This window comes from Mycobacterium florentinum, assembly GCF_010730355.1.
GTDB classification, from domain to species: Bacteria; Actinomycetota; Actinomycetes; order Mycobacteriales; family Mycobacteriaceae; genus Mycobacterium; species Mycobacterium florentinum.
This window is the reverse complement of sequence record NZ_AP022576.1, coordinates 2,540,499-2,555,734: the sequence shown is the minus strand read 5'-3', so window position 1 is coordinate 2,555,734 and position 15,236 is coordinate 2,540,499. Positions and strand designations below refer to the sequence as shown.

General features: G+C 63.4%; 19 protein-coding genes. 15 read left to right on the top strand and 4 right to left on the bottom strand.

The genetic code is table 11. The features are described 5' to 3' along the window. Positions 1-40: 40 nt before the first annotated feature. Together G6N55_RS11910 and G6N55_RS11905 are read left to right on the top strand one after the other, a co-directional pair. Positions 41-1,285 carry a hypothetical protein gene (locus G6N55_RS11910; protein WP_085221749.1) on the top strand — a complete coding sequence of 415 codons (1,245 nt, stop codon included), beginning with the start codon at positions 41-43 and terminating at the stop codon, positions 1,283-1,285. 114 nt (positions 1,286-1,399) lie between these two features. Then, on the top strand, positions 1,400-1,717 hold the full coding sequence (locus tag G6N55_RS11905; RefSeq protein ID WP_085221750.1) for a hypothetical protein: 318 nt from the start codon (positions 1,400-1,402) through the stop codon (positions 1,715-1,717). A 304-nt stretch (positions 1,718-2,021) separates the two neighbouring features. Here the strand turns inward: G6N55_RS11905 and G6N55_RS11900 are convergent, their stop codons facing one another. Continuing rightward, on the bottom strand, positions 2,022-2,699 hold the full coding sequence (locus G6N55_RS11900; protein WP_085221751.1) for a DUF2510 domain-containing protein: 678 nt from the start codon (positions 2,697-2,699) through the stop codon (positions 2,022-2,024). A gap of 543 nt (positions 2,700-3,242) precedes the next feature. Between G6N55_RS11900 and G6N55_RS11895 the strand changes: the two genes are divergently transcribed. Next, positions 3,243-4,829 carry a protein kinase family protein gene (locus G6N55_RS11895; protein ID WP_085221752.1) on the top strand — a complete coding sequence of 529 codons (1,587 nt, stop codon included), beginning with the start codon at positions 3,243-3,245 and terminating at the stop codon, positions 4,827-4,829. Positions 4,830-4,887: 58 nt separating this feature from the next. Here the strand turns inward: G6N55_RS11895 and G6N55_RS11890 are convergent, their stop codons facing one another. After that, positions 4,888-5,313 (bottom strand): lipoprotein LpqH, encoded by a 426-nt coding sequence (locus G6N55_RS11890; protein WP_163667311.1) that lies wholly within the window; start codon positions 5,311-5,313, stop codon positions 4,888-4,890. A gap of 303 nt (positions 5,314-5,616) precedes the next feature. Here G6N55_RS11890 and G6N55_RS11885 point away from each other — a divergent pair, with 303 nt between their 5' ends. Together G6N55_RS11885 and G6N55_RS11880 are read left to right on the top strand one after the other, a co-directional pair. Beyond that, entirely contained in the window at positions 5,617-5,955 is a 339-nt protein-coding gene (locus tag G6N55_RS11885) for a hypothetical protein (RefSeq protein ID WP_139826799.1), read from the top strand. 45 nt (positions 5,956-6,000) lie between these two features. Then, entirely contained in the window at positions 6,001-6,222 is a 222-nt protein-coding gene (locus G6N55_RS11880) for a hypothetical protein (RefSeq protein WP_085221755.1), read from the top strand. 549 nt (positions 6,223-6,771) lie between these two features. Here the strand turns inward: G6N55_RS11880 and G6N55_RS11875 are convergent. Beyond that, a complete protein-coding gene (locus G6N55_RS11875; RefSeq protein ID WP_085221756.1) occupies positions 6,772-7,173 on the bottom strand; it encodes a hydrogenase in 402 nt (133 codons plus the stop codon). A gap of 69 nt (positions 7,174-7,242) precedes the next feature. Continuing rightward, a complete protein-coding gene (locus G6N55_RS11870; RefSeq protein WP_085221757.1) occupies positions 7,243-8,043 on the bottom strand; it encodes a TetR family transcriptional regulator in 801 nt (266 codons plus the stop codon). Positions 8,044-8,121: 78 nt separating this feature from the next. On the opposite strand from G6N55_RS11870, the gene G6N55_RS11865 reads away from it, so the two are divergent. The 10 genes from G6N55_RS11865 to G6N55_RS11820 all read left to right on the top strand — a co-directional run bounded on the left by G6N55_RS11865 (position 8,122) and on the right by G6N55_RS11820 (position 15,235). After that, the gene (locus G6N55_RS11865) at positions 8,122-9,327 is read left to right on the top strand and encodes an FAD-dependent oxidoreductase (protein WP_085221758.1); all 1,206 of its coding nucleotides are present in this window, start codon (positions 8,122-8,124) and stop codon (positions 9,325-9,327) included. A gap of 47 nt (positions 9,328-9,374) precedes the next feature. After that, on the top strand, positions 9,375-10,292 hold the full coding sequence (locus G6N55_RS11860; protein WP_085221776.1) for an LLM class F420-dependent oxidoreductase: 918 nt from the start codon (positions 9,375-9,377) through the stop codon (positions 10,290-10,292). Positions 10,293-10,320: 28 nt separating this feature from the next. Further along, positions 10,321-10,986 carry a class I SAM-dependent methyltransferase gene (locus G6N55_RS11855; protein ID WP_085221759.1) on the top strand — a complete coding sequence of 222 codons (666 nt, stop codon included), beginning with the start codon at positions 10,321-10,323 and terminating at the stop codon, positions 10,984-10,986. 10 nt (positions 10,987-10,996) lie between these two features. After that, complete coding sequence (locus tag G6N55_RS11850; RefSeq protein ID WP_163667308.1) at positions 10,997-11,395, top strand: ester cyclase; 399 nt, start codon at positions 10,997-10,999, stop codon at positions 11,393-11,395. 56 nt (positions 11,396-11,451) lie between these two features. Beyond that, a complete protein-coding gene (locus G6N55_RS11845) occupies positions 11,452-12,264 on the top strand; it encodes a class I SAM-dependent methyltransferase (protein WP_163667305.1) in 813 nt (270 codons plus the stop codon). A gap of 13 nt (positions 12,265-12,277) precedes the next feature. Continuing rightward, positions 12,278-12,751 carry a hypothetical protein gene (locus G6N55_RS11840; RefSeq protein WP_139826801.1) on the top strand — a complete coding sequence of 158 codons (474 nt, stop codon included), beginning with the start codon at positions 12,278-12,280 and terminating at the stop codon, positions 12,749-12,751. 150 nt (positions 12,752-12,901) lie between these two features. Further along, positions 12,902-13,753 (top strand): alpha/beta fold hydrolase, encoded by an 852-nt coding sequence (locus G6N55_RS11835; protein WP_085221763.1) that lies wholly within the window; start codon positions 12,902-12,904, stop codon positions 13,751-13,753. Continuing rightward, a complete protein-coding gene (locus G6N55_RS11830) occupies positions 13,740-14,021 on the top strand; it encodes a hypothetical protein (RefSeq protein WP_085221764.1) in 282 nt (93 codons plus the stop codon). Before G6N55_RS11835 ends, G6N55_RS11830 begins: the two co-directional genes overlap by 14 nt. Beyond that, the gene (locus G6N55_RS11825) at positions 14,021-14,845 is read left to right on the top strand and encodes a DODA-type extradiol aromatic ring-opening family dioxygenase (RefSeq protein WP_085221765.1); all 825 of its coding nucleotides are present in this window, start codon (positions 14,021-14,023) and stop codon (positions 14,843-14,845) included. Before G6N55_RS11830 ends, G6N55_RS11825 begins: the two co-directional genes overlap by 1 nt. Before the next feature lie 42 nt (positions 14,846-14,887). Beyond that, a complete protein-coding gene (locus G6N55_RS11820; RefSeq protein ID WP_163667303.1) occupies positions 14,888-15,235 on the top strand; it encodes a non-heme iron oxygenase ferredoxin subunit in 348 nt (115 codons plus the stop codon). Position 15,236 lies beyond the last annotated feature (1 nt).

Sequence of the window (15,236 nt, the reverse complement as noted above, 5' to 3'; positions counted from 1 at the left end):
CGTCTTTAGTTCGCCCGTTGGCAACGGACCGATGAGGTCGATGCGGGGGCTCGTCGGCGCCCTGATGATCCTCAGCGCGGCCACTCTGGTGGCGTGTTCGGGCCCGTCGAAAAGCACGGGCGCCTCCGCGAACTCGAGCGCGCGGTTAGCCGCTCCCGGCGAGGAGCTACTGGCCAGCCAAATTCCGTGGAATCAGGTCGGGCCGGGTTGGATCCTGGCCACCTGGAGTGCGCCGCAGGCGGCTTCGCAGAACCCCCCCACGTCCGCGCCGCGACCGCCGACGCAGCCGCTCACGCTTTACTTGTTCGACCCCGCGGGCGGCCGCTACGCCATCACTACCATTCCGCCCTCGCCAGCGACGGAACCCGGTGGTGCCGGCAATCCGCGCGACCTGGCCGACTGGTCGGGCGACGGCAGGCACGCTCTGTTAGAGGACCGCTTCGCCGCCGGGGGACACATCACGATGACCGACGTCGACCTGGCGACCGGCACCAAGCAAAGCTTCACGATCGCCTCCCAGGGCAGCGCCCTGGGCGCCTACAGCCGCCCGACCGGTCAGGCCATCCTCGTGTCGGACTTCGACACCTCCAGTGGCGATTACAAGACATACAAATCCACTCTGGAGCGGATTGATCTGCGCGGCGACAAGCAGTTGGCCTTTTCCACCGATCGGCTGGGGGGAGCCGGCAAATTCGACGGCGGCTACCTGCAGACACCCGACGGCGACCAGCTGGTCCTGGGCACTGACAACGGCATGGTGGTGATGGGCAACGACGGAGTGATCACTCGGCAGCTGCCGATGCCGGCGCCGCGTGCCTCCTGCAGACCCGTCCGGTGGTGGACCCCTTCGGTGGTCCTCGCCGCCTGTGTGGTCCCCCCCGGTGTCGCCGATGGAGCCCAGCTCTGGCAGGTCCCGCTGGATGGCGGGGCCCCGACCGCGCTGACACCGGTCGACGACGGGCAAATCGGATACCAGAACGCCTTTCGGGTCCCGAGCGGCACGTTCCTGGAGAACGTGCCAGGGTGCGGTGGCGATGGGTTGCTGTTTCGCCTCAACGCCGACATGACGACCACGCAGGTCACCGTTCCCGGCGTGGACAGCGGTAGGACCGTGCGCGTGGTCGGTGTCACGGGCGACAAGTTGCTGCTCAGGACCAGCGGGAACTGCGGCTCGCACAACGCAGTGCTGCGGGTCTATGACCCGGCGGCCAACTCCGCCACCGTGCTGCCCGGCCCACCCGGCGACGGCAGCTTGGAACGCGCCATCCTCTACCCGACGGCGTAGTGCGGCCGCAGATGCCGAATGTCGCAGGCGCCGAGACGAGCAGGCGCGGCTGCTGCGGAGGCAGGCGACTCCCGCTCGTCATCTGGCACCGCTCCCGGGCCCACGCCCGGGACCGTGTACGGCGGCCAAGAGGACTGGATAGATGCCGTCTGCCAGCTGGGAACCTTCATCGATGGCCGCGGCACTCTGCCTGCCGCGACAGGCAAGGGGATGTGTCGAGCCAAGAGCGGAATGGACTACATATCCATCGGCCAGTATGACTCCGACTACAAAATGCGCAACGATTTAGTGCTGACTCGAGAAAATTACTACGCATCAGCTATCGAGTCTGACGGCACGGTTATGGTGTTGGCAGTCCGGGGTGCGCCGGTAGAGCTGCAACCACTTACCCAATTCGGATTCACCATCAATAGCGTGCAAAAGCTGCGGTAGTGGTGGGATGCCAAACAATAGCCGTCGGCTTAATCAGTCGATGAGTCGGCGGACGAGCTCCGAGTCGCCGATAGAGCGCGAGATGGCCCGGCACTTCCCGTGCCAAATTCTAACCATCTCATTCAACGGCTGTTCCGTATCCAACCCCACAGCAGGAACAGAAGGGTGCCAACCCATAGGTAATGCGGACCGAAATAATGAGCGATAGCCCACGCCGCCGCGAGGCCAACTGCTGCCCCTAGGGCGGCCAGCAACCACCTTTGCGCGGTAGTCATTTCGTGAACCGATTTACGGTAGCGAGCGGTTATGAACCCGGCCGATTCGGGATTGTGGAGCCGTTGGGTCCCTTCCTCGACGGGGGCACCACCGTAGCCGTAGGTGCGTGGCTGGCGTTGGTCGAGTTGGCGTTGTGGTCGATCCCGTACAAGCATCCCGCCATGTAGTCCGTCTTGGACAGCTTCAGGTCAGGTGCTGCGCCATTGTCGATGTCCCACTGGCCCTCGCACGCATCGTGAGGTGAGAGCTTCTTGTACGAGTGGGTGAGGATATCGAACCCACCGTAAGCAGCGATCTCGGCCTGACCGTTGGTGCCGGTCGCCAGCCCCATCTGGTACGACTTCGACGACTTGTCCACCGCAGCCGTCGAGTCGCCGGCTCCTCCATTACCGCCAAACAGGAACACACCCACCGCGAACACAATCAAGATAGCGACTAGCCCGACACCTGCGATGGCGATTTTGTTTTGGCGAGATGGGTGGGATCGACCCTTGTCTACGAAAGATCCCAGCCCGTCCGAAGGCGGTATCCCGGTGGCCGCCGGCGGCGGTGGGAGCACGGGCGGTGCCGACGGCGCGGGGTCGGGCGTCGTCGGAGCCGTGTTCTTTCGCTGACGGTGCGGTGTCCAGTTCTGACCGTCCCAATAGCGTTGCGCGTTCGAGTTCTCTGGGTCGTCGTACCAGCCGGGCTGGGCGGGTGTCGTCATGTTCGTTGTCTTTCTCCGGACAATCCGGGGTCATGGGTTGAGACCAGTCACAGAAATGTTCCGGCTATCAGCTTGAAAGATTCTTGCCGAATTGTCATGCGGGGTTAGCCATCATTCCGAGAAGGAATGCTCGATTAGGTGCAGCAGGTGTGGGTCGACACCTTCGAGATGGGCGCAGCCACGCTAACCGCGGTGATCGATACTGCTGTGGTGTCATGGGGAGATGCCTGCCTCCTAGCTAGGGCGTTGTTCTTCGCGCGACATCCCGAGCGTGTGTCGATAATGCCAAAAGTATTGACCGGATGGACGTCTTCCAACATTTCGAGCCATTCAGCCCACATAGCCGGCGCGGCCGTGTGGCTTACGCGAATATGACTTCGTGACGTCATCGCTAACCCCGACTCCACCGCAGCGGCCGCACGGAACTTGGGTCGTGCTCCGTTCGGCAGCTGCCGATCCTGGACATCTGCGCGAGGAAGAAAGAAGATGACGACGCACGACGTGATGAAGGCTCGGCCGGGCTCGTGAGGCGGAAGGTCTGCCATGGCAGCGCAAGTGATCCAACGCGACAGACTGGGTGCGCTGACCAAGATCGGGCAGGGCGGCCAAGGCGTGGTTTATCGCGCACCCAACGTTAAGACCAAGTTCGCCGCGTCGATGGTCTACAAGGAATACAAACCCCAGATTCTGGCCGAAATCGATTTCACTGCACTATCTGCGATGCCCGCCCTGGTCGAACAGTCGCTGTCTTATGCCCAGGCCGAACGGCTTATCTCGATTGCTGCCTGGCCCTGCGCCCTGGTCGAAGATGCAGGCAAGTCAACGGGATTCGTGATGCCCGCGATCCCCGAGCGGTTCTTCATCCCACTGACAACCGTTAAAGGGATGTCGTCAACCACCGCCGAATTCCAGCACCTGCTCAATCACTCGTCGGTCTTAGCGGCCCGTGGTATCGAAATTGATGATGCGCAACGTTATACGTTGCTGCGCGAGGTGGCCTCAGGGCTTGCATTCGTGCACAGGCACGGCGTCTGTGTCGGCGATATCTCACCTAAAAACCTGCTGTTTTCCCTGACACCACACGAAGCCGTCTACTTCATCGACTGCGATGCCATGCGGATCAACGGTGTCTCGGCCCTGCGCCAAGTCGAAACACCCGGCTGGGACACAACCCCCGGCGAGGAGCTGGCCACCGTCTACTCCGACACCTACAAACTCGGCCTGCTGGCCCTGAGGCTGCTGGCCGGTGACCACGACACCAAAAGCCCCCAGCACGTGCCGACGAGCACACCAGATCTGTTGCGGCAGATCATTACCGACACGCTTACCAACGCGCCACAGAGCCGCCCACTGCCCGAAGCGTGGACCTATGTCTTGGGCCATGCGATCGAAGAAGCCCAGCATCGAAGGAAAGCAACAGGGGCAGCCCCTGCGCCGGCCAGCATCCCACTCGATCCGCCGCCGATACCCGTCGTCCGTTCCCGACCGTCAGCACCCAGCGGACCCTCCATACCAGCGCCCTCGCCATCAGCTAAACCGGTGTCGACAAGTCCTGATCCTGCTCCCGTGCCCAGCCCTGATTCTCCGTCTGCGTTTCGCGGCCCGCTCGGGATCGCAATCACGGTCGCGGTCGTCGCCATCGCAGCGGTCATCGGGGTCAACGCCCTGGCAAAATCGCACCACCCGCGCGCATCCGAAATCCCTACCGCTGCACCGTATTCACAACCAACCATGCAGCCGTCACAGAACTCGGCCTCAATCGCACAACCCGCGCCATCTTCGGCGCCGTCCGCTCCCGCGTATCAGTACTTCAGAACCCAATGGGGGACGATCTGTATGGTCACGGCAGAGCAAGTCACTTGCCAGGTATGCATCCCGGGTGAGCACATCACCAACGCTTATACATGTACCGATCCTGCGCCAGGGCGTGCAATCAGCACCACGGGCAGCTTCTTCGAAACCGATGCCATAACCATCAACACGTCTTCGGACATCCAGCCGATCTCCGAAGGCTATACCTATCACGCTGAGGGCTGGACGATAGCGGGCGTCGGGGGTTGGGCCCGATTTGCAAACGACACGACCGGTCACGGCTACAAGCTCGCCCCGATGAACTACGACCATTTTTGAGACGGGCCGCCGTGAATTGGAATCGCCCCCATACGAGCGTGCTGGCATGGTTCGGCGACTATGGGCAGGTCACATCGATGTCGAAAGGAGCGTGTTGGTCAGTTCGGTTCCAGCCGTAGGCGCTGATCACGAAACGGTTGCCGTACTTCTTGACCGTCGGATCCGCCACGGCGGGCGGCGTATCCCCGTACCCGAGTTCCGGATCCCGCAAAGAGGTGCCTTGGATCCCTAGCAGGAGTGCCGATTTGAGCTGCGGCGGATTGCCCTGCTTCCAGGCCAATGAGGCATGCGCCATGTTGTGGCCATTCCTCTTTATTGTGATCTCAGCGCTGTAATCGCTCACGTCGCACACTATTGGGCCAAGACCGGTTTGATCTACGTGGTTGACCGAGACCGTGGCCTGTCCCGCGGCGGGCGACGTATTGGACGAACTCGTGCTGGGTTTGTCATTCGAACACCCCGACAGCGCGGCGACGACAGCCATTGCGCCGGCTACGCAGACCATAGACCGATGCATGAACCCCTCCTACTTAAGAGCGAAGTCTCTCATTGCGAATAGATATGCAAGCAATAAGCCGAAGAATGACCTCCGTGCTGATAACTACATAGACACTGTGGAATGGGTGTCTTGCAAGATTCTTGAAACCGTAAGACCACGCAGAGTGTTCGGATTCACTGCCGGCTACAGCGGTTTCTGTCACAAGAATCCCGCAAGAAGCCTGCTGCAAAGTGCACGTGACCGAGAGCGGTTGGGGCAGAAGCCGGTATCAGTAGAAGCGGGGACGAGATGGCCGAAGTAATTGACCCGATGGGCATGCGGTGGACAGTCCGGCGTCGCCGGTGGTATGACCTTTCCCATTTTCCCGTCGGCAGCGACGACCTCGGCCTCGGGGGGTTAGTTCTTCTCGTCATGCTCGTCGGGGGTTGGTGGCCCTTCTGGTTCATCGCACATTGGCTCGGCTTGCGTTGGCGGATCGTCATCGAGCGCGACGGTGAAAAAGTCGGTGAAGAGTGGGTGCGGGGTTTGCGCAGGTCGGACCGGCGCATCCAAGACCTCATTGACTCGGCGACGGCGGGAACGCTGCAGCAATCCTTGCCCGCGCTGCCCGAAACGGGTCCGGCCTGAACTCCGAAACGGTGGCGGCCTTTCGATGGAGGATAGGAGCACGGAATGAAACTGATCGCGGTACTGGCGGTGATGTTTTTCAAGTGGAGTGTGGTGGGAGTGCCTCTGTGGGTGTCCATCTTCGTGCTGGCCCTGGTGGGCCTCGTCGTCGCTTATTGGTACCGGCGGCTCAAGAAGCGCTCTGAGACTGAGACCGCCGATGAATCGGCGGAATTGGCTGACAGCCACGCCGACACTTCCGATGGCGAAGAAGACGGTACGCGTTAGTCATTGATCGCACTGCCAGATGGTGCCCAGATGAACGATTGATCCAACTGCGTCGAAAGAAACTCCGTCGTCGGATGGTGACAAGAAACTTGCAAAACCGCGGCCTCAATATTGCGATGAATCGATCTGGTCCTGCTGAAGGGCTATCAATGAAGCGACGGCTGGTCTCGGCCATGCACTGGACCGTATTCGTGATCACCGGAATGCTCGCCGGCGACGGCGTTTGGCTGCGATGACCGGGTAACGCCACCACGGCAATTCGGGCCGTGGTTGAGGGGGCGGAGGTGGGAGCTGCATGGCTATGAATGCCTCGACGTCCGGTCGCCGCAGCCCGGTTCTTGTTCCTGACCCAGGACCGGCAAGCACATCGAACAATTGGGAACGGTGGACGGTCCCGCGGCCAGCTGCCCGTTCCTGGTATGGGTCAACAAGATCCAAAGACATACGCGGGACCGGATCCTGCGGCGGTCAATGCCAAGCTCGCCGAATTCGCGGACAAGTGACGCAAACTCCAAAAGGCCCGGGGCGCTTTCGTTGTGGCGCACGCCGCTAAAGGCCGGCGATGACGATGCCGACGCCGACCACCATCGCGACCGAGAGAGACACCAGCAGAAAGCTGACGAACCCTTCCTTAGCCGTTGACGCCTCGTGGTCGCCTGTCGCAATCGGCGCGAGTTTGCGGCCGGCGCCCCATGCCGCCGCCAGCAGCGACGCGATCCAGTTCGCGTAGGCGGCGTAGACGATGAGGACCACCGCCGTTACTTCCCAAGCGTTCGGCAAGTGGATATGTGGCCAGAGTAGGCCGAGTAGTACCAGGAACATGCCGTTGAGGACAGCCTCCAGGTGGCTCGACAGCGCCATGCGCGGGTTCTTCAACGCCGGGACGACAAATCCCGTGAGCAGGCCGAGCAGGAACAGCACCAACCCGAGCGTGAACAACACCGTCTGCATATAAGAACAGTAGTGTGAATTGCTGTGTCGCCGAAAGCTTCCCTGGTAACCGCCCAGAGCCGACGCCAGCTAGTTCCTCGGCGTCGCGACGGCACGCACGAAGTTCGTTGCGAAGACGTCGCAGGCGGTTTCGATGTCGGGCAGTTGCAGGCCGGGGACATTCGGCAACACCGGCCGGGTGAGCATGTGAATCATGATGGGGCCCAACAATTGTTGGGCCAGCAGCGGTAGCGGCATGTCGCGGATATGTCCGGCACGAATTTCGGCGTCGAACCAACGACCGAGTACGCCGAGTAACCGCGGGGGGCCGTAGGCCGCCAGCGATTGCACGGCCGGACTGGTGGGCCGTGCGAAGGCCTCGGCGAATATCGCTGGGGCAACCCGGGGTTCGCGGCTCAGCGCGTTCGCCACCGTTCGGTAGAAGCCGCGCACTATTTCGGAAAGGCCGCCAACGGGATGCGCCAGGTATTCCTCGATGTCCAGGATCGGGCTGTGCTGCTCGAAGACGGCGCGCATCAATTCGTCGCGCCCGCCGAAAACCGCGTGCAGGCTGTAGACCGAGCAATCGGCCCGGGCGGCGACGGCCTCCAATGTTGCTGCGGCAAGGCCGGATTCGCTGATGAGCGCGGCTGCTGCGGCCACCGCCCGGTCGCGGACGGGGGGCAGGCCGCCGGGGTCGACTCCGGCCGCGCGGACGGCGTCGTTCAGAGCGGTGCGGGATCCGTCAAAGCGCCGCAACAGCGTGCTCCGGGATATCCCCGCCTCCGCGGCGATCATCGCGACTGGAACGTCGGCGACATCCTTGCGCAGCTTTTCTGCGGCGCGCAGCGCGGCCTCCACCACTTGTGGCGTCGATACCGGCCGGGCCATACCGCCTCCTTCGCGTATCTGATACATTACTTGATGTAGTCTGCAATTGTATTCCAAACTCCGAAGGAGTGTCGAGCGATGACACAAGTTATGCAGACCCAGGTATGCGTTGCCGGAGGCGGCCCCGCCGGCATGGTGCACGCTCTGCTGCTCGCTCGCGCCGGAGTCCGGGTTGTCGTGCTGGAAAAGCACAACGATTTCCTGCGCGACTTCCGCGGCGACACCGTGCACCCAAGCACGCTGCGGATCATGGACGAGCTCGGATGCATCGACGAGTTCCTGAAACTGCCACACACCAAGATCGACCGTCTTGCCTTCGACACCGGCGGCTCGATTCGCACGATCGGCGACTTCAAGGTGCTCAAATGGCTGGGCTTCAAACAGCCCTACATCGCCATGATGCCGCAGTGGGACTTCCTCGACTTCCTTGCCGAAAAGGCTTCTATCTACCCGGAATTCACCCTAGTCCGTAACGCGGAGGTCACCGACCTGATCTTCGACGGCGATCGGGTGGTGGGCGTGCGTACGCCGGGTCTGGAGGTGCGGGCCGAGTTGGTGGTGGCCGCCGACGGGCGCAAGTCGGCGGTGCGCGCGGCGGCGGGGTTGCAGACCGCTGCGGCGCATTCGCCGATGGACGTGTTGTGGTTCCGGCTGAAATGGCGCCCCGGAGACCCCGAAGAACTGTTCGGCGTGGTTCGTAAGGGCCTGTTGATGGCGATGATCTACCGGGGCGACTACTGGCAGGTCGCCTATCTGATGCCGAAGGGAGCCAGCCCGCGCGGTGGGCCGTTGGAGGAGTTCAAGGAAAAGATCGTCACCGCACAACCGCGGCTGCGTGAGCACGTCAACGATCTGACTTCGTGGGACGACACCAGCGAGCTCGACGTGCGGGTGGACCGGCTGCAGACCTGGTGGCGCACCGGGCTGCTGTGCATCGGCGATGCGGCGCACGCGATGTCGCCGGCCGGTGGGGTCGGCATCAATCTCGCGGTCGCCGATGCCGTGGCCGCGGCCAACATCCTGTGCGGCCCCTTGCGCGAAGGTCGGCTGACCGACGCCGACCTGGCCAAGGTGCAGCGCCGCCGCGAGTTGCCGACTCGGATCATTCAAGCGGGTCAGGTGCTGGTGCAGGACAAGGCGGTCGCGCCCAACTTGAGCGGTGACCTGTCGCCGATCCAGATTCCGAAGATCATCGGTTGGGGCCCGCTGCAAGCGCTTCCGGCGCTTCTGGTCGGGCGCGGCTTCCGCCCGGAGCATGTCCGCACTCCGGATATCCACGCCTAGGGGCGGGCGCGGAATGCAATTACCGCTCGATGCGGTTGTATGAGGGCGTGACTATCAGACTCGGATTGCAGATCCCGAACTTTTCCTATGGCACGTCCGTCGCAGAGCTGTTTCCCTCGGTCAAGGCGCAGGCTCAAGAAGCCGAGGCCGCCGGGTTCGACACCGTCCTGGTGATGGACCACCTCTATCAGCTGCCGGGACTGGGTGAACCGGACGAACCCATGCTCGAGGCGTATACCGCGTTGGGGGCGCTGGCCACCGCGACCGAGCGGGTGCAGCTCTCCACGTTGGTCACCGGCAACACTTACCGCAACCCGACCCTGCTGGCCAAGGCGATCACGACGCTTGACGTCGTCAGCGCGGGACGCGCCATCCTGGGTATCGGGGCGGGCTGGTTCGAACTGGAGCACAAGCAGCTGGGGTTCGACTTCGACACATTCACCCAGCGCTTCGAAAAGCTCGACGAAGCGCTGCAGATCATCGTGCCGATGCTGCACGGCGAGCGGCCGACCTTCGACGGGAAGTGGTACCACACCGAGAGCGCGATCAACGAGCCCCGCTATCGCGACCACATCCCGGTCATGCTCGGCGGCGCCGGCGAGAAGAAGACGTTTCGGTTGGCCGCCCGCTACGCCGACCATCTCAACCTGATCACCGACATCGACGACCTGCCCCGCAAGCTGGACGTCTTGCGCCAGCGCTGCGCCGAAATCGACCGCGACCCAGACACTTTGGAGACCAGCACCCTGCTGACCGTGGTGGTCAGCGATGCACCCGTCGACATCGGCGGGCCGCGTGGTGGCCGAGCGGTCGTCGGAACGCCCGATCAGATCGCCGATCAAATCAAACGCCGCGTGCTCGACGTGGGCGTCGACGGCGTGATCGTCAACCTTCCGACCCACGGCTACACGCCCGGCGTCATCACAAAGGTGGGCGAGGCGCTCCGGCCGCTCGTGGACGCGTAATCACTCCAGGAGGCTAGGGTGAATTGCTATGTCGCCGAGTGATGGTCAGGGCCTAGTAGGCGCGCACAGCGCGATTCGCGCCTTCTGGGAGGAAGAGGGCGCGCGGTACGACCAAAAGGACGCGCACGGCATCTTCTCCGAGGCCGAACGCCAATTGTGGACGGCGGCGCTGGGTGCGATCCCGCCCTCCTCCCGGGTGCTCGACATCGCGACTGGCACGGGATTTGTCGCGCTGTTGCTGGCCGAGCTCGGTCATCAGGTAACCGGATTCGACGCGTCGCGGGCGATGCTGGCGCACGCGCGGGCCAAGGCCGCCGAGCGTGGGATGGCCATCACCTTCGTCGAGGGTGTGACCGAACGGCTGCCGTTTCCCGATGCCAGTTTCGATGCCGTGACGGCCCGGCACTTCATTTGGACCCTGGTCGAACCCGACAAGGCATTCGCCGAATGGCGCCGCGTCCTGACTCCGGGCGGGACGCTGGTTGCCGACTGCTCATTGAATACTCAAGTGGCAGCACATCATTACTCCGACGAGGTCGCGGCCGCGTTGCCGTTCAGCGAAGTCGGCGACCCTGAACCGATTGTCGAGGCGCTGCGATCCGCGGGATTCGGGGACGTTGACCTCCATATCGTCGGCGACGACGGCGAGCGCCAGCGTGCGGTGCTGTGCGCCCGGGCCACTATCGGACAGTGAGGACGCTCTGGTGAGTCGGCTCGAGGACTACCGATCCCTGTACCAGGCTTACCTGAAGTGCTGTAACGAACACGATTTCGATGGAATGGCGTCGTTCTACACCGCGGCCATCAAGGTCAACGACGCCCCGATGGATCCCGCCGCCGTTGCGGCGCAATTCGCGCCGATCGTCTCCGCGTTTCCTGACTGGCATTGGGACATGCGGCACCTCGTCGTCGATGACGACTACATCTCGGTTCACTTCACCGTCACCGGCACTCATCGCGGCATCTTCCAGGGCATCGAAGCGACCGGTCGCCGGGTGAGCATTTCGGAGTTCACCCTCTATCGCGTCGCGGACGGGAAGTTCGCCGCGGTGTGGGACCTCGCCGACATGGGCGCGGTCCTGCAGCAGATCGGCCGGGATTAACCTGCCACATTTCGCTTAACGCGCCAATACCGAACGGGTGTGGAACGATTCGGCGCGTGGCCAAACAGTATGCGTGGTCGAACACGGAACGCGAACGTGACCGGCTCGCGCGCCAAGGCGAGCAGCTGCGTCCTGCCACCGACAAGCTGTTCCGCGCAGCAGGCATCGGTCCGGGCGCTCGGGTGCTCGACTGCGGGTCGGGCGGCGGCGATGTCGCGATCATCGTGGCCGATCTCGTCGGCTCGTCGGGCGAAGTCCTGGGCATCGACCGCGACCCCGACAACGTCGAGGCCGCGAGCCGCCGCGTCGCGGACCTGGGGCTGTCGCATGTCCGCTTCGAAACCGGCGACATTTCCGTCCCGCCGGAGGGGCCGTTCGACGCGATCGTCGGCCGGTTGGTGCTGATGTATCAGCCCGACCTGGAGGCCGTGCTGAGTGCCCTCGCCGATCGCCTGGTGGCGGGAGGCGTGATGGCCTTTCTTGAGTTCGAGCACATGTCGTCCGCCGGCGTCATCATGTCTCCCCAGAGCCCGTCGATAGAGCAGCTGTCGCGGTGGATGACAGCGGGATTTCTCGCCACCGGGGTCCCGGAACGGGTGGCATCGCGGTTGCCGTCGGTGCTGCGTTCGATCGGCCTGGTCCCACAGCCGCCCTATGAGGTTTCCGGTCTCGTCTACCACGGCGCCGACGTGGTGGACCATGTGAGCACGCTGCTGCGGGGGCTGTCAGGGGTGCTGACCACCAACGGCATCGCCAGCGAGGATGAGCTCGACATCGACGTCTTCGCCGAGCGGGTCAGGGTGGAGTGCGGTCCCGACCCGGTATTGATGGTGAGCCCGAACCTCGCGGTGTGGGCCAAAAAGCCATAACTTGGTGAGCAGAATGAGGATTAATCGGCTCGGCGCATCGGGGCTGGCGTTTGCCGCCTACACCGCGGGGATGCTCGTGCTGGAACGACGCATGCGTGCGACCGGCGGCCCGGGCATCATCCCGTTTGAATTGGCCGGCAACGCTTCTCGGGCCGAGGCCATCATGGCCCGCTGGGGCAGCGACGGCCGGCGCGCCGCACTGATATCCACGTGGCTGGATTTCGGCTACATGACCACCTATGGCGTCTTCGCCGCCCTGCTCGTGGAGCGCACCCGTCGGCGCCGTGGCCACCCGGCCGCCCTGCCCGCCATCGTGGGTGTCGCCGTCGCCGGCGATGCGGTCGAGGGCGTCTCGCTGCTGAAGGTGCTCAACGGAAACCGTGTCGCCGAGAATGCGCGACGCGCGCGCACCGCCGCCCTGATCAAGTTCGCCGTGCTCGCCCTGGCACTGGGATACGTGGGCGCGGGATCACTGCCGCGCCGGTAGCACCCGCCCTGGCCCAGTGCTGTTTTCGGTAGTCGGCTCGGTATTTCAACGGATGTCGCCCCACCGCCGCGTTGGCATAGTCGTTGGCTAATCAACAGCAATCCACGCGTGTGGGGAGAAGAATCCAGTGATTTCACCGGTAGTGGGCAAATGACCGCGACGACAACGGCCCCGCGAGACAGCTCCATCGAAGTCGGCCAAGTCAGCACCCGCTACTGGGAAGCAGGCGACGGCGCGCCCGTGGTGCTGATCCACGGCGGCGGTGCCGGCGCCGACGCCTGGGGAAACTGGGTGACGTCGATCCCCATGTTCTCGGCTCGTTTCCGCACCATCGCCTACGACATGGTCGGGTTCGGACAGAGCCTGCCCGGCGACGACGCGTTCGAGTACTCGCAACCGGCCCGCGTCGCGCATCTAGCGGCCTTTCTCGACGCGCTGGGGCTCGAGAAGGTGTCTCTGGTCGGCAACTCGATGGGCGGCGCGACCGCACTCGGGCTGGCGATGACCGATCCGGCCCGGGTCAGCAAGCTGGTCCTGATGGGCAGCGCCGGGCTTAACCGAAGCTTCTCGCCGCAGCTGCAGACGATCTTGAACTACGCCGAGCCCAACTTGGACGGCATGGCGAGAATCGTCGATGCGCTGACTCACGAAAGTTTCACGCCACCAAAGGGTCTCGTCGAGTACCGGTACAAACTCACCTGCGACGACAAGGTGATGGACGCCTACCGGCGCACGATGGCCTGGGTCAAAGACCAAGGCGGGCTGCACTTCGAGGAAAGCGATATCGCCACGGTAAAGGTTCCGACGCTGGTTGTTTCCGGGCGCGAGGACGCGGTAGTGCCGTTGCTTGAGTCCGTCCGCTTCCACCAGCTCATCGACCGGTCTCACCTGTACGCGATTCCACGTTGCGGCCATTGGGCGATGTTGGAGCATCCCAAGGAGTTTGCCCGCATCTCGATCGACTTCCTGCTGGCAGAGGACGAACGCGATGAGTCCGTCTGAGCTGAGCCGCATGTTCGAGGACGGGCTCGCCAGCAGGGACGCGTGGCACGCGATCCGCACTCTCGACGCGACACTTGTGGATCGGTATGGGCTGTCTGCCGATGAGTGGGAGATCGTCCGGAACAAGCCGACGCCGGACAAGTTGGCCCCGTTGGGGGTACCGCCCCTGTTGGCCATGTGGGGCTCGTTCATTTGCAACCCCGAATTCGAGCGGGCGATGAGCGCGCGCGAATACTTCACCACCGCAGTCTCAAACGGGGAGCACTGATGGGCAAGGTTGTCGGAGCCTTCGCGACATCGCACACGATGTTTCCCAGCACTGGCGTGGAGCAGCAAGCGCAGAAGGTCGTTGACGGTTTCCGCGAACTCGGGCGCATGGTATACGACCTCAACCCCGATCTGGTGATCTTTGTGTCGTCCGAACACGGACCGACGCTGCTGCCGAGCGGTCCCCAACCCCCGTTCACCGTGCCGGTGGTGGATTCATTTCAGACCTTCGGCGAAATGGACATCCCCAGGGTCGAGATCCCGTCGAACGCGGAGTTTGCGAAGAACTTCCTCTGCTACAGCACGACGCGGGGTTTCGATATCGCCTCGATGAACACCATTCGCGCCGACCACGGATTGGCCATCCCAATCCTGATGATGTTTCCGAGCAACGACGTTCCGGTGATGCCGCTGATTATCGGGACCCAATCACAGTGTTCGACCGCGACCGCGGCTCGTTGCTATCTCCTCGGGCGGTTGCTGGCCGGCTACGTGGCGACGCGCGAGGAAAGGGTGGTCGTGGTGGGGTGCGGTGGTCTGTCCCACTGGCCGGGCACCGCCCAGATGGGCCGGATCAACGAACCGTTCGATCAAGAGTTTCTGGCCCTGCTGTCGGCCGGCGATGGCGGCTATGCCGCGGCCTGGTCGAACGACTACATCGTCGAGCACGCGGGCAACGGCGGCCTGGAGATTCGTAACTGGATCTTCGCCGCGGCGGCTATTGGCGACGCGGGCGGCGCGAGCCTCTACTACGAACCGATCAAACCGTGGGCAACGGGTATGAGTGCGTTTGCCTTTGCCACGCCCCCGGAAGTCAACGTCTGACCCGCGGCACGGCCGTCGTCGAGCACGATTGAAATGAGGAATATGAGCGTCGAAAATGCGCGCGGCTGCAAGCTGGTCAAGGTCGCCGACTACGCCGACTTGGTCGACAAGGAACCAATTGCCGTCGATGCCGGCAGTGAGGAAGTGATGCTGGTGCGAGTCGGGGACGCGGTCTACGCGATATCGAACATCTGCAGTCACGCCGACGCGTGGTTGGATTCGGGCCAGCTTCATCCGGAGACGCTGGAGATCGAATGTCCGTTGCATGAAGGCAAATTCGATCTGCGCACCGGGGCGCCGACGGCGGAACCGTGTACCGAACCGGTACAGAAATACGACGTCGTGATCGACGGCGGCGGGGTCTTCATCGCGACCACGGATGACGACTAGC

Excerpts from the sequence above, each read along its gene's own strand:
- G6N55_RS11910 (WP_085221749.1), top strand. The coding sequence starts at position 41 with ATGCGGGGGCTCGTCGGCGCCCTGATGATCCTCAGCGCGGCCACTCTG.
- G6N55_RS11900 (WP_085221751.1), bottom strand. The coding sequence starts at position 2,699 with ATGACGACACCCGCCCAGCCCGGCTGGTACGACGACCCAGAGAACTCG.
- G6N55_RS11895 (WP_085221752.1), top strand. The coding sequence starts at position 3,243 with ATGGCAGCGCAAGTGATCCAACGCGACAGACTGGGTGCGCTGACCAAG.
- G6N55_RS11890 (WP_163667311.1), bottom strand. The coding sequence starts at position 5,313 with ATGGCTGTCGTCGCCGCGCTGTCGGGGTGTTCGAATGACAAACCCAGC.
- G6N55_RS11885 (WP_139826799.1), top strand. The coding sequence starts at position 5,617 with ATGGCCGAAGTAATTGACCCGATGGGCATGCGGTGGACAGTCCGGCGT.
- G6N55_RS11880 (WP_085221755.1), top strand. The coding sequence starts at position 6,001 with ATGAAACTGATCGCGGTACTGGCGGTGATGTTTTTCAAGTGGAGTGTG.
- G6N55_RS11875 (WP_085221756.1), bottom strand. The coding sequence starts at position 7,173 with ATGCAGACGGTGTTGTTCACGCTCGGGTTGGTGCTGTTCCTGCTCGGC.
- G6N55_RS11870 (WP_085221757.1), bottom strand. The coding sequence starts at position 8,043 with ATGGCCCGGCCGGTATCGACGCCACAAGTGGTGGAGGCCGCGCTGCGC.
- G6N55_RS11865 (WP_085221758.1), top strand. The coding sequence starts at position 8,122 with ATGACACAAGTTATGCAGACCCAGGTATGCGTTGCCGGAGGCGGCCCC.
- G6N55_RS11855 (WP_085221759.1), top strand. The coding sequence starts at position 10,321 with ATGTCGCCGAGTGATGGTCAGGGCCTAGTAGGCGCGCACAGCGCGATT.
- G6N55_RS11840 (WP_139826801.1), top strand. The coding sequence starts at position 12,278 with ATGAGGATTAATCGGCTCGGCGCATCGGGGCTGGCGTTTGCCGCCTAC.
- G6N55_RS11835 (WP_085221763.1), top strand. The coding sequence starts at position 12,902 with ATGACCGCGACGACAACGGCCCCGCGAGACAGCTCCATCGAAGTCGGC.
- G6N55_RS11830 (WP_085221764.1), top strand. The coding sequence starts at position 13,740 with ATGAGTCCGTCTGAGCTGAGCCGCATGTTCGAGGACGGGCTCGCCAGC.
- G6N55_RS11825 (WP_085221765.1), top strand. The coding sequence starts at position 14,021 with ATGGGCAAGGTTGTCGGAGCCTTCGCGACATCGCACACGATGTTTCCC.
- G6N55_RS11820 (WP_163667303.1), top strand. The coding sequence starts at position 14,888 with ATGAGCGTCGAAAATGCGCGCGGCTGCAAGCTGGTCAAGGTCGCCGAC.